Genomic DNA, 12,827 nt, shown 5'->3' with positions numbered 1-12,827 from the left:
CGCGATTAGCAAAAGAAGAAAGGGGCGTGCAGCAATGGCGGATGAACGATATGTGCCGGGGCTCGAGAACGTGGTCGCAAGCGAAACGTCGATCTCATATTTGGACGTGGAGGGCGAAGAAATCGTCCTGCGCGGCTACGACCTGATCGAGCTTGCAGGGTGCGTCGCTTACATCGACGTGGCCGGACTGCTGCTGGGCGGGAGTCTGCCGGACCCGGAGCATAGGGCGGCAATCGAGCGCGGCCTGCAGTCCGAATACGGCATCCCCGAAGCCGTATACGACATGCTCGGACGGTTGCCGAAAGGCGCCCATCGAATGGATGTGCTGCGAACGGGAATATCGGCGCTGGCGAGCTATGACGGGGAGCTTGACGATCCGTCCGAGGAGGCGAACGGGCGCAAGGCGCTCAGGCTGCTGGCCAAGGTGCCGCAGCTCGTGGCGAACAGTCATCGCTTGCTTCAAGGTCAGCCGATTCTTGAGCCGCGCGGAGATTTGAGCTATTCGGGCAATTTTCTTTACATGCTGACCGGCAGAGAGCCCGATGCGCTCGAGGAGCGCCTGTTCGACCAGTCGCTCATCGCGTACAGCGAACATGAGATGCCGAATTCGACGTTCGCGGCACGGGTCATCGCGTCTACGATGTCCGATATGTACGGCGCGGTGGCGGGAGCTGTCGCTTCGCTCAAAGGGAACCTGCACGGCGGAGCCAACGAGGCGGTCATGGAAATGCTGTCGGAAGCGGAGACGGCCGAAGAGCTCGAAGCGATCATGCTCGGGAAGCTGGCTCGCAAGGAACGGATCATGGGGTTCGGCCACCGCGTTTATATGCGGAAGGCGGATCCGCGGGCGCTGCTCATGAAGGAGGCGCTGTCGAAGCTGGCGGCGGCGAAGGGTCGGCAGGATTTGTATGACATTTGCGCTGCGGGCGAAGCCGTCATGAAGCGGGAGAAAAACCTGTATCCGAATCTGGATTATTACGCCGCGCCCGTCTACGCTTTGCTCGGCATCCCCGTCCCGCTGTTCACGCCGGTGTTCCTGGCTGCCCGCACGGCGGGTTTGTGCGCGCACGTGATCGAGCAGCATGCCCGCAACCGGCTGTTCAGGCCGCGCGTCCGGTACACCGGACCGAGGGGATTGCAGCCATAACCCATACAGGCGAGGAGGAATGGACGATGGCAACGGACCCGCTGCTTACCGATCTGGCGGACTATGTCTCGCGTTATGAAGTCGTGAGCGAGGAAGCGCTGCGGATCGCGCAATACATGCTGATGGATTCCGTCGGCACGGCGATGCTCGCCTTGCGGTTCCCCGAATGCGCGAAACATATCGGCCCGATCGTGCCGGGCGCCGATCTGCCCGGCGGCGCCCGCGTGCCCGGCACCCGGCTCGAGCTGGATCCGGTGCAGGCGGCGTATAATATCGGGACCCTTATTCGCTGGCTCGATTACAACGATACGTGGCTGGCGGCGGAATGGGGGCATCCATCGGACAATCTCGGCAGCATTCTCGCCGTCGCCGATTACGTCAGCCGAAGAAGGCTCGCGGAAGGAGGCGTGCCGCTGACGATGAAGGACGTGCTCGCCGCTGCCGTGAAAGCCCATGAAATCCAAGGCGTTCTGGCGCTGGACAATTCCTTTAACCGCGTCGGTCTCGACCATGTCCTTCTCGTCCGGATTGCTTCGACCGCCGTCGCGACGGCGATGCTCGGCGGGACCGCGGAGGAAATCGAGAACGCGTTGTCCAATGCGTGGCTGGACGGCGGGGTGCTGCGAACGTACCGTCACGCGCCCAATACCGGTTCGCGGAAGTCCTGGGCGGCAGGCGACGCATGCAGCCGCGCGGTGCGCCATGCGCTAATGGCGTTGAACGGGGAGATGGGCTACGCGACGCCGCTCACGGCCGAGAAGTGGGGCTTCCACGACGTCTTGTTCAAGGGACAGCCGATCACGCTCGCCCGTCCCCTGGGCACTTATGTCATGGAGAATGTGTTGTTCAAGATCTCGTTCCCCGCCGAGTTCCACGCCCAGACCGCGGTGGAATGCGCGTTCGCGCTGCATGGAGCCGTCCGCGAGCGGCTGGGCGACATTCGCGAGATCACGATTACGACGCATCAATCCGCCATCCGCATTATCGACAAGAAGGGTCCGCTTACGAATCCCGCGGACAGGGATCATTGCCTGCAGTACATGGTCGCCGTCGCTTTGCTGCACGGCGGGCTTACCGCCGAGCACTACGAAGACGAAGCGGCCGCCGACCCGAGAATCGACGCGCTCCGGGCGAAGATGACCGTCATGCACGACGAGCAATATAGCCTGGACTACCTCGATCCGGAGAAACGTTCGATCGCGAATGCGGTTCAGGTGCGGTTCGCGGACGGAACCGAGACGGAGAAGATCGCGTGCGAATACCCGATCGGACACCGCAGGCGGCGGGAGGAAGGTTTGCCGAAGGTCATCGAGAAATGCGAGGCGAATCTGCTGACCAGGTTCCCGCGCAAGCGCGCAGCCGAAATTATGCGTGTCGGCTTCGATTTCGATACGTTGTCGCGAATGCCGGTCACGCAATTTATGGGGATGTTGGTTATTTAGTCCGGAACGTAAGCTTGCGGAAGGAACTACTCTACATTTGCCATACAGCCATGATCTGCAACTCGATGGCAACCGTTTTAGATGGCTAACGGCGGCCACAGTCGTTATTCGATTAAAATCGTTTGTGTACAAATTCTAACGGAGCTGGAGGCCGCTATTGGCCATCAAACAGTGCCATTTCCCTAGAAATCCGTCCAATAAGCGCGCGTAGCTCCGTTAGATTTTAGAATGAGGCATGAAAGGCAAAATAACGGCTGTGTGCTCCGTTAGCCATCTTTTCAGTTCGGCATACCGTTTGAAGGATCGCCGAAGTCGCGATGGTTACGGAATTTTTGGATCGTTCTACTAGAAGCTGGAGGTGGGGATTCCGTTATGTCTTGGTTAGTGGAAGAGGAGCCCGGTCAGTGTGAGCTGGCCGAACGGTTCCGCGGGCTGGTCGATTCGGGGCCGATCGTCCAAATCCCGGGCGCACATGACGGCATGTCGGCGAGAGTGGCGAAGACGTGCGGTTTCGAGGCATTGTATTTGTCCGGAGCGGCTTATACGGCAAGTCGAGGGCTTCCCGATCTGGGGCTGATCTACAGCAACGAGGTTGCGGAGCGGGCGCGCGAGCTGGTCCGGGCATCGGGTCTGCCCGTGCTCGTCGATATCGACACCGGTTACGGCGGCGTGCTGAACGTTGCAAGGGCTGCCAAGGAAATGGTCGAGGCGAAGGCGGCCGCCGTACAGCTCGAAGACCAGGACATGCCGAAGAAATGCGGCCATCTGAACGGCAAGCGGCTGATCCCGGCCGAAGAGATGGCGCAGAAGATTAGGATGATCAAGTCGGTCAGTCCGACCTTGTACGTCGTCGCGCGGACGGATGCGAGAAGCGCGGAAGGGTTGGAGGCGGCGATCGCAAGGGCGCGGCAATACGTTGCGGCGGGTGCGGACGCCATCTTCCCCGAGGCGCTTGAGGGCGAAGCGGAGTTCCGGCAATTCGGCGCGGCCATCGGCGCTCCACTGCTCGCAAACATGACCGAATTCGGCCGGACGCCTTATTACACCGCTGCCCAATTCGCGAGCTGGGGCTTCCGCATGGTCATCTATCCCGTGACGTCGCTGCGGGTGGCGGCCAAGGCGTACGAGCGGGTCTTCGCGGAGATTGCGCGCTCCGGCACGCAGTCGGCTTCCGTGAATGACATGCAGACGCGCAAGGAGCTGTACGAGACGATCCGATACGCCGATTACGAGGCGCTCGACAGCATGATCGCCAAGACGGTGCTGCCGGAGTAAGCAGAAACAAAATCTTTTGCATAAAAGCCGCCGGCTTCCTGTATAATCGGGATTGGCGGCTTTCTAGCTTTATCGAAGCGCCCGAATGCTTAACATGCTTGGAAAATAAATTAAATAGAAATTGGTCGAAGATGCCATTATAATGATTAAGCTTATTTGTCGCGGGTTTTAAGCCATTCATAGGACGGAAACATTCATCGAAGCAAAGGAGACCCTCCGCTTGCGCAAAACACTTTTATTCGTGCTCGGCGCCGTATGCGTCACTTTATTCTATTTCACGATTTCGTCTGCCGGCAAAGCGTTTCGTTCCGACTGGGAGCTGCCGGAGGCATCGGTTCAGCGGCAAGAGCAATATCGCCTTGTTCTCATCACGCAGGAGCTGGATACGCCCTTCTGGGACAAGGTCGGCGATGGCGCGCAGGAGCAGGCCTTGAAGGAAGGCGCGAGCCTTGAAGTATGGGGCAGCTACGGCAGGAACCAGGATGATTTTTTGAAAAAAATCGAGATCGCGACCGCGTCCAAGGTAGACGGAATCATTGTCCAGGGGCTGGACACGGACGCGTTCAAAACGTTGACGAAAAGCAAAGCGGCGTTCTACGGCATTCCCGTCATTACGGTGGCGAACGATGTGCCGATGGCGGAAAGTTTGAGAAGAACGTACGTCGGCTCCGATCACTATAATGCGGGCCAGATGATCGCGAGGCAGCTGCTTGCCGACATGGGCGAGTCAGGCACGGTCATTCTGATGGGGGATAGCCGCCGGGAGTACGATCTGAAGCAGCGTTTAAGCGGAATTCTGGACGTGCTCGGCAACTATCCTGATATTCGGACGGAATACGCCGAAACACCGGATACGAGAGAACAGGTTTTCTCCGCCACGAGGGATTCCATGAACCGAATGCCTGACGTAGATGCCTTCATCGCGGTAAACGCGAACATGGTTGGGGCGATGCTGCAGGAAATCGGCAGACGCTCACGGGTGGACGCTTACCATGTCTATACGTTCGACGACGGCAAGGAATCTTTGTCTTTGCTGGAGCGCGGCATGCTTGACGGAGTCATCGGCCAATCGCCGGAGATGATGGGGAAGCTAAGCGTGCAGCGGATGATCGAATGGCTGAACGGCGAGACGGTGCCTCTTGATATCAACGGTTACTACACCGATATTCAAATGCTGAAGGAAGCGGATAGCCAATGAACAGCATACAGAAAAAAATATGGGTCCTCGCGACCATCGTATTGTTCATCATGGCGGCCATTTGGATAGCGCTTACTTATTACAATCAGAAGACGCAGGATCAATACAACGATATTCTTCAGCGGTATCTGCGCATGAACGAAGTAACGGGCGCTAGCCAGCAGGTGGTGACGGCGCTCAATAACTTCATGCAGACGCCGGCGCCTTCCGCGTTGGAGCAGGTCGACGCAAGCAAAACAAAGCTACTGGACGTCAGACAAGACATCTATTTGCTCAGAAACGACGAAAACGATTTTGCGTTGACCAACTTCGTCAATATGATCGACAGCCTGATCGAATCGGCGGACCGGGCGGTTTTGTTCCAGACCGAGCTCGAAACCGAGGCTTCCACCGAGGCGTTTTCGGAAGCGGACCGGATATCGGTTTACATAGCCGAGATGACGCTGACTCTGCTGGACAAGGATTTAAAGACGTACGAACGGTTCTACAGAGGCATCATCGAGCAATCCGCCGAGCTCAATAAGCTGGGCATCTGGCTGCTTTTGCTCATTACGTTTCTGATGCTGCTGTTCACGTATTGGTTCTCGTTAAGTATCACGAGACCTGTGCTGAAGCTGACCCAGGCGGCGAAGGAGCTGTCTCGGGGACGGTTCGACCTGGAGATCGAGGTCGCGTCGAACGACGAAATTTCCTTCCTTGCGAAGATGTTCGACCGTATGCGCATCAACATAAACAATCTGATTTCGGAAATTCAGCAGAAAGCCCAGCTGGAGAACGAGCTTCAGCAGAATAAGCTGCTTCTGCGGGAAAGCCAGCTTCGCAGCTTGCAGAGCCAGATTAACCCGCATTTTCTGTTCAATACGCTGGATACCCTCTCCAAGAAGGCGTATTTGGAGGGCTCGGAGGAGACGAGCGACTTGCTTGTGTCAGTCGCGAATTTGCTGCGCTACAATCTGAAGCGGCTCGACCGGTCCGTCACGCTGTACGAGGAGGTCAAGGTGCTGAAGCAGTACATCGAAATCCAGAAAGCCAGGTTTACCGATCGCCTGCAGCTGCAAATGGACATCGACGAGTCTTGCCTACACGTCCAAATTCCGGGCTTGACGCTGCAGCCCATCGTGGAGAATGCGGTTATCCATGCCGTCGAGCCCGCCGAAGAAGGCGGCATTATCCGGTTTCGTATTGCCGGCGGGGAGGAGCGGATAACGATCGAGATCGAAGACGACGGACCTGGGATGCCGCAGGAGAAAATGACGAGTATTCTGGAGGAGCAAACATCCGGAGCGGAAGGGCATTCGACCGGCATCGGCTTCGGTAACGTCGTGAAGCGGCTGCGCCTTTTCTACGGGCTGACCGACGTAATCGATATCGAGAGCGGCCCGGAAGGCGGAACGAAGGTCGTGTTGCGCATACCGAAGGAAAGGAAAAGCGAGAAATATGATTAAACTATTAATTGTCGATGACGAACAGATCGAGCGGGAAGGTCTGCACGCGATTCTGCGCAAAGGGTATCCGGAGCTTGCCATCGAGCAAGCGAAAAACGGGAAGATTGCCGTGCAGATGGCCGGCACGTTCATGCCGGATATCATTCTGATGGACATTAAGATGCCCGGGATGAACGGCATTGAAGCCGTGGAACACATTAGCGCAGAGCACCCCGGCATCAAATTCGTGATGGTCACCGCCTACGACACTTTCGAATACGCCCGCAAGGCGATTAAGCTGGGCGTCAAGGATTATCTGCTCAAGCCGAGCAAAGCCAGCGAAATCATCGCGACGGTCGGAAAGGTCATCCGACTGGTCGAGGAAGAAAGGCTGCTGCAGGAAACAAGCTTGCATCAGCAGCAAGCGCTGAGGAAGGCGCTGCCGCTGGTCGAGACCGATATCGTGACGCAGCTGCTGTTCGACCATGTTCACGAAGTGCATTTGGACGAGCTGGTCGGAATGATGGACAGCCGCAGCGCGAGCGAGAAGTTTGTCATGCTGGTATCGCTGCCCTCCGGAGCGGAGCATCTGTACTCCGCCGTCAAGGAGAAGGTCCGTCAGTCGGCGGCCGTTTGGGTGGGAGCGTTATACGGCAGGCAGCTTCCGATCATTGTGTTCCGGGATCCGGACAGGTCATTCCGGACGCAAGCCGTCTCCCTTGCCCGCGAAATTCTATTCGTCGCGAAGACGGATGCCGGAGCAGGGTGGTTTGTAGGCATCGGGAACGTCTGCGAGTCGTTGGAGCAGATCCGGCAATCCTACCAAGAATCGTTGATTGCCTCCATGGATACGTCGCTTCCTGCCAAATACCGGTTCTACTCCGATGTGCCCGTGACGGGGACGGCGCGGGACGGGCATCTATCGAAGCAGCGGGAGAAGCAGTTCTTCGACCGGATTCGGCTCGGCGAGTGGGATCAAGTTCGCGCGGACGTCATGGATGCGATCGGGCAGCATGAGCGCGAAGGAGTCGAGCTGCTTCATATTCAGCAGCGGGTGCTGGAGCTGTTGTGGATCGCCTCCCGCGTGCTGGGCGAACTGGGCGTTGAATCGGACACCCCGCTATTCTCTTATCAAGCGCAGGATTGCCGCCAGCTCCGCGCCGAGACCGGTCTGCTGCTCGATCGGATGAGGCAAGCATACGAGGAACATAACAGCCGGCTGGAGCCGGATTTGATGCATCAGATCAAACAATATATCGAACAGCATTCCCATGAGGACATATCGCTGGACGTTATCGGGAAGAAGGCGGGGCTCAGCCCGTTCTACATTAGCAAGATGTTCAAGGAGCAGCTCGGCGTCAACTACATCGACTTCCTGACGGAATGCCGCATCGAAAAGGCGAAGAAGCTGATGGGGGATCCCGAAAAAAGCTTGAAGGAAATTACGTTCGAGGTCGGCTATCATGATCCGAACTACTTCAGCAAAGTGTTCAAAAAAATGTGCGACGTTTCTCCGACGGAATACCGGAGGACGCTGCTCGGCAGAAAAACATGACGGATCGCGAAAAAGCGGCGGGAAGGAGCGAGAAGCGGATGACAAGGCTGTTCATACCTTTAAGGCTGTTTCTGGCGGCGCTGGCATTCGTCGTCCTCGCATCTGCTTGCGAATCGGACGCAGGGGAAAGCCGCGCCGGGAATGAACCCATCCAGCCTTCGCCGAGCGGGTCTCCAGAGGGGAATCCGGTACATTCGGACGGCAAAATCAGAATCGGCTTCTCCATGGATACCTTAGTAGAGGAGCGCTGGCAGAAGGATCGTGATTTGTTCGAGGCCGCGGTCGAAGCGTTGGGAGCGGAAGTGGTCATCATGGCGGCGAACGGAGACGATGCGGCGCAAATCTCGCAAGCAGAGACGATGATCAGCCAAGGCGTGGATATCCTCGTCATGGTGCCGCACAACGCGGAGGCGACGGCGTCCATCGTGAAGAAAGCCCATTCTTCTGGCATTAAGGTGCTGGCCTACGACCGTCTGGTCAAAAACGCCGAAATCGACTTGTACGTATCCTTCGACAACGAGCGGGTAGGGGAATTGCAGGCGAAGGCGATTACGAAGCTGGTTCCGAAAGGGAATTATGTATATATCGGGGGCGCGGAAACGGACAATAACGCGCATATGATCAAAACAGGCGTGTTTAATGTGCTTCAGCCGCTTATCGACAGCGGGGACATTACCATCGTGTACGACCAGTGGACGAAGGATTGGACGCCCGCGAACGCGTTGGCTAATATGCAAGCCGCGCTTCAAGCGAACGGGAACAAGATCGATGCGGTGATCGCCGCGAACGACGCTACGGCGGGCGGCGTCATCCAGGCGCTTGCCGAGCAGGGGCTGGCGGAGCGGATACCGGTCGCCGGGCAGGACGCGGAGCTGGCCGCGGCGCAGCGCATCGTCGAAGGGACGCAGACGATGACGGTCTACAAGCCGATCCATTCGCTTGCCGAGGAAGCGGCCGAGCTTGCGGTGAAGCTGGCCAAAGGCGAGAAGGTCGATACGGGGAGGAAGGTCAACAACGGCAAGATCGAAGTGCCTTCCGTGCTGCTGTCGCCGATTGCCGTCGATAAACAGAACATGGACGAGACGGTCATCGCGGACGGATTTCATTCCTGGAATGACGTGTATAAGAACGTAAAGCAGAAACCATAACATCGTTTCCCTATAGGTATCGCCCGGCTCGGCAGCAGCCGGGCTTTTTTTTTTACCACATCAGAAAATTTAAGTTCTTTAAAGCGATAAAGCGAAAAGGAGATTTTTCTGATTGGCGATAAAAACTTCCGCTTAAACGCGGTCGCACATCCTCGATGTACTCCGATAAAAGTTTTTCTCATATCGCAAAAAAATGCTAGCCATCGCAAATCTTTGAATTCGATTGGTCCATTGCGGCGAAAGCGGCTCGATTACAATAAGGAGTGGCATTCTTCCAATTCTATGAGACGAGGGGTTAACAACGATGAACCATTCAACGGAACGGACAAGCGATTCGAAGAGAGTCAAGAAAGAGAAACGGCGCTCGCTCCGGTTCAAGTGGACGGCCTTTATCTCGGCCGCGGTGTTCGTATCGCTCGCGGGTTCGACCGCCATGCTGTTCGCGACCGTCCAGGCTTCGCTTCAAGACACGTTCTCGGATGGAAACGCGGTACAAGTTGAAAGCGCTACCAGGGAAATGAGGATGTTGACCGAACGTTACGAGCAGGCTCTGGAGCAGCTGGCCAAAGGAATCGAAATTGCCGGCCGTTCTTCGGAGAACGAGGGCCAATCGCTTGATCTGTTGCTGCAGTCGGCGCAAGCCAAGGATCCTTCCTTGCTTGGCGTGTTTTTCATATCCGAGTCCGGAGGCGAGCTGCAACGCGCTTCCGCTTCGCCGGAGCGTGCGGAAGCCGGGGACAATCCGCTGTATGAATCGGCGAAGCGGAACAAAGAGACGACGTGGACGGATGTTCGCCAGGACGAACGAACGGGCAAGATGGCGTTGTCGGTCATGACGCCGGTGACGTTGAACGGGGAATGGTACGGCGCAGTGGGCTTCGACATCGATCTTAGCGGCATTGGAACACTCCGGGAATCCAATGAGATGTTTGGCGACAACAAGCTTGTCATCTATGACAACCAAGGGCGAATCGTTTCATCCTTTATGCGGGGAATGGACGGGAAAAACATCGATCCGCGGAGGAGCGGCCATGCTGCCGGCGTCCAGGATGTCATGGATAACTCTAATCGGATGTCCGACACGTTCGGATGGCTTCAGGAAATCGAAGAGGGCAAAAGAGAAGGAATCGACTTCCGTTGGAATGACGTTTCCTATCGCGGCGAGGTCTCCTTTGTATATTCCATGAACTGGACCGTCGTCTCCTTCGCCGAGAAGAGCGCCCTCTTCGGCCGAATGATGGAATTCCTTCGCACAAGCGCGATTGCGATGGCTCTCGGGCTAGGTATCGGAGCGCTTGCCGCTTATTACATCGCCACGCGGGTGTTTGGCGTCGTACAGAAGCTTCGAGAGACGATCGCGCTTACGGCCGAAGGGAACTTGGTCAAGGAGTTCGACTATCGCCAGAACGATGAAATCGGTGATTTGGCCAAAAGCTACAACGCGATGCTCGGCAGCATGCGGTCATTGGTTCGATCGGTAGGCGAGAACGTAACCGCCGTGGAACAATCGGCGAGCGGCGTAAGCGATATCTCGAATGAAAATGCCGTCTCCGGCCTCGAGGTAGCCCGGTCGACTGAAGAAATCGCTGCGGGCGCTTCCATGACGTCCGTGGAGGTAGAGAAGAGCTCCGAGGCCGTAAGCCAGCTTAGCCGCAAGATCGGGATTCTTCTTGGGCAATCGAGCGAAGTCGAGCGCGTACTGGGAGAATCCGGCGCTCAAGTGCGGGAGGGAGCGGCCCATGCGGCGAAGCTGGAGACTTCCTATACGCGGCTTGAGGAGGCTTTCCGTCAAGTAACGACCGTCGTTAGCGGCTTGCATGCCTATTCGGAAACGATCTCCTCCGTCACGAAAGCGATTGCCGACATGACTGAGCAGACGAATATTTTGTCCATAAACGCGTCCATCGAAGCGGCGAGGGCCGGAGCGCATGGCAAAGGTTTCGCCGTCGTAGCGGACGAAGTCAGGCGTCTGGCCGATCAGTCGAAACGTTCCGCAAGAGAGATTCAAGCGACCGTGTCTGTTGTCATGTCCCAGACGCGCGAGCTTGTGGCTGTCGTACAAGAAACGAATGCCATCAACGAGACGCAGAAGGCTGCCGTATCGGAAGTAAGCGGCGCGATGAACGTGATGACCCATTCGATCGGGAGGATGATGCGGAGCGTGCAAGACGAGCGGGAGACGGTCGCGGGCATCGACCAGCTGAAAGGCGTCGTCGTTTCTTCCATGGAACAAATATCGGCGGTTACCGAGCAGACAACGGCTTCGACGCAACAAATCGCTGCTTCGATTGAAGCGCAGACCGATTCCGTTCAGCAGGTGTCCGACCATGCAAGGCGGCTTGTCGAGCTGGTATCGGAGCTTAAAGGGGCGGTATCCGCGTTCAAGGTGGAGGAGTCGTACCATGACGAGGTCAAAAAAGTATAGACGGTTATAAAAGAGTGCTAGTGGTTAGCGCTTTCACACCGTATAAGCGGTGATATAGTTGATTTGTAAGCAAGAGAGTACACATTGAGAGGGGTAAACAAAATGAAAAAAGGATTCAAATCGATTTCTCTTCTGCTTGTCGTCATGGTGTTCGCGACGATTTTGGCGGCATGCGGCAAAAACGGAAGCGGCGGCGAAGTAAGCGTCGGCATCGTATTGCCGACCAAAGATGAGCCAAGATGGGTACAGGACGAGCAACGGTTTAAGGATGCGCTATCCGGCACCAAATATACGACGGAAATTTTGTTCAGCCAAGGATCCTCTGCTAAGGAAAAAGAAAACGTGGAAACGCTGATCAACAAAGGCATCGACGTTCTGATCATCTGTCCTCAAGACGGCGCCGCTGCGGCAGCCGCCGTGGAAGCAGCCAAAGAAGAAGGCATCAAAGTTATTTCTTACGACCGTTTGATTACGAACACCGAAGCGGTTGACTACTACGTTACATTCGACAGCCTTGCGGTAGGCGCGGCACAAGCGCAATACCTCGTCGACAACGCGAAAGGCGCGGGCGAGCCGCTGTACCTGTATGCCGGCGCGGCTTCCGACAACAACGCGTTCCTGTTCTTCGAAGGCGCTTGGAAAGTGCTTCAGCCAAAAATCGCCGACGGCACTTTCGTGATCGCGAACTCCAGCGAAGCGGAAGCTTTGAAGGACAAAGCTGAACTGTCCCGCGATGAGCTGGGCAAAATCATCGGCCAAGTCACGACGAACTGGGATGCCAACGAAGCGAAAAACAAAGCTCAAACGCATCTGACGGCAGCTTCCGCCGACTTGAAAGGTGATGTGGCGATTCTCGCGCCGAATGACGGCACGGCTCGTTCGATCGCGGACGTATTCGCTTCCGACAGCGCCGTTTCGAGCTTCGCGGTAACAGGTCAGGACGCGGAGAAAGCATCCATTCAATATATCATCGACAGCAAACAATCCATGACGGTATTCAAAGACGTTCGCACGCTGGTTACGGACGCCATGGGCATGGCGGTATCGATCCTGGACGGCAAATCGCCTGAAACAACGGGTTCGTACAACAACGGCACGATCGACGTGCCTGCGAAACAAACCAACGTTATCGTCGTTGACCAAGCCAACGTGAAGAAAGAGCTTGTCGATTCGGCTTACTACAAAGCGGAAGACTTCCAGAATCTGAAGTAAG

9 protein-coding genes are annotated in these 12,827 nt (G+C 56.6%); all 9 read left to right on the top strand.

Annotated features, from left to right (window positions below):
* Positions 1-34: 34 nt before the first annotated feature.
* Entirely contained in the window at positions 35-1,147 is a 1,113-nt protein-coding gene (mmgD, locus tag RB620_RS19215; protein ID WP_308097093.1) for a citrate synthase, read from the top strand.
* Positions 1,148-1,173: 26 nt separating this feature from the next.
* Entirely contained in the window at positions 1,174-2,589 is a 1,416-nt protein-coding gene (locus RB620_RS19210) for a bifunctional 2-methylcitrate dehydratase/aconitate hydratase (RefSeq protein WP_308097091.1), read from the top strand.
* A gap of 372 nt (positions 2,590-2,961) precedes the next feature.
* A complete protein-coding gene (prpB, locus tag RB620_RS19205) occupies positions 2,962-3,864 on the top strand; it encodes a methylisocitrate lyase (protein WP_308097090.1) in 903 nt (300 codons plus the stop codon).
* Positions 3,865-4,084: 220 nt separating this feature from the next.
* Complete coding sequence (locus RB620_RS19200; RefSeq protein WP_308097088.1) at positions 4,085-5,062, top strand: sugar ABC transporter substrate-binding protein; 978 nt, start codon at positions 4,085-4,087, stop codon at positions 5,060-5,062.
* Entirely contained in the window at positions 5,059-6,507 is a 1,449-nt protein-coding gene (locus RB620_RS19195) for a sensor histidine kinase (RefSeq protein WP_308097087.1), read from the top strand. The genes RB620_RS19200 and RB620_RS19195 overlap by 4 nt, the downstream gene beginning before the upstream one ends.
* Entirely contained in the window at positions 6,500-8,041 is a 1,542-nt protein-coding gene (locus tag RB620_RS19190) for a response regulator (RefSeq protein ID WP_308097085.1), read from the top strand. The genes RB620_RS19195 and RB620_RS19190 overlap by 8 nt, the downstream gene beginning before the upstream one ends.
* The gene (xylF, locus tag RB620_RS19185; RefSeq protein WP_308097084.1) at positions 8,038-9,189 is read left to right on the top strand and encodes a D-xylose ABC transporter substrate-binding protein; all 1,152 of its coding nucleotides are present in this window, start codon (positions 8,038-8,040) and stop codon (positions 9,187-9,189) included. Before RB620_RS19190 ends, xylF begins: the two co-directional genes overlap by 4 nt.
* 304 nt (positions 9,190-9,493) lie before the next feature.
* Positions 9,494-11,614, top strand: a complete 2,121-nt coding sequence (locus RB620_RS19180) for a methyl-accepting chemotaxis protein (protein ID WP_308097082.1) — start codon at positions 9,494-9,496, stop codon at positions 11,612-11,614.
* Positions 11,615-11,716: 102 nt separating this feature from the next.
* Positions 11,717-12,826: a sugar ABC transporter substrate-binding protein gene (locus tag RB620_RS19175; RefSeq protein ID WP_308097081.1), complete on the top strand. Its 1,110-nt coding sequence runs from the start codon at positions 11,717-11,719 to the stop codon at positions 12,824-12,826.
* The last annotated feature ends 1 nt before the right edge of the window (position 12,827 follow it).

The sequence above is a fragment of the Paenibacillus sp. LHD-117 genome, assembly GCF_030929555.1.
Taxonomy (GTDB): domain Bacteria; phylum Bacillota; class Bacilli; order Paenibacillales; family Paenibacillaceae; genus Pristimantibacillus.
This window is presented reverse-complemented; position numbering and strand designations above follow the sequence as displayed.

What these genes read in the sequence shown, in the direction of transcription:
- mmgD (WP_308097093.1), top strand. Translation starts at nt 35, where the DNA reads ATGGCGGATGAACGATATGTGCCGGGGCTCGAGAACGTGGTCGCAAGC.
- RB620_RS19210 (WP_308097091.1), top strand. Translation starts at nt 1,174, where the DNA reads ATGGCAACGGACCCGCTGCTTACCGATCTGGCGGACTATGTCTCGCGT.
- prpB (WP_308097090.1), top strand. Translation starts at nt 2,962, where the DNA reads ATGTCTTGGTTAGTGGAAGAGGAGCCCGGTCAGTGTGAGCTGGCCGAA.
- RB620_RS19195 (WP_308097087.1), top strand. Translation starts at nt 5,059, where the DNA reads ATGAACAGCATACAGAAAAAAATATGGGTCCTCGCGACCATCGTATTG.
- RB620_RS19190 (WP_308097085.1), top strand. Translation starts at nt 6,500, where the DNA reads ATGATTAAACTATTAATTGTCGATGACGAACAGATCGAGCGGGAAGGT.
- xylF (WP_308097084.1), top strand. Translation starts at nt 8,038, where the DNA reads ATGACGGATCGCGAAAAAGCGGCGGGAAGGAGCGAGAAGCGGATGACA.
- RB620_RS19180 (WP_308097082.1), top strand. Translation starts at nt 9,494, where the DNA reads ATGAACCATTCAACGGAACGGACAAGCGATTCGAAGAGAGTCAAGAAA.
- RB620_RS19175 (WP_308097081.1), top strand. Translation starts at nt 11,717, where the DNA reads ATGAAAAAAGGATTCAAATCGATTTCTCTTCTGCTTGTCGTCATGGTG.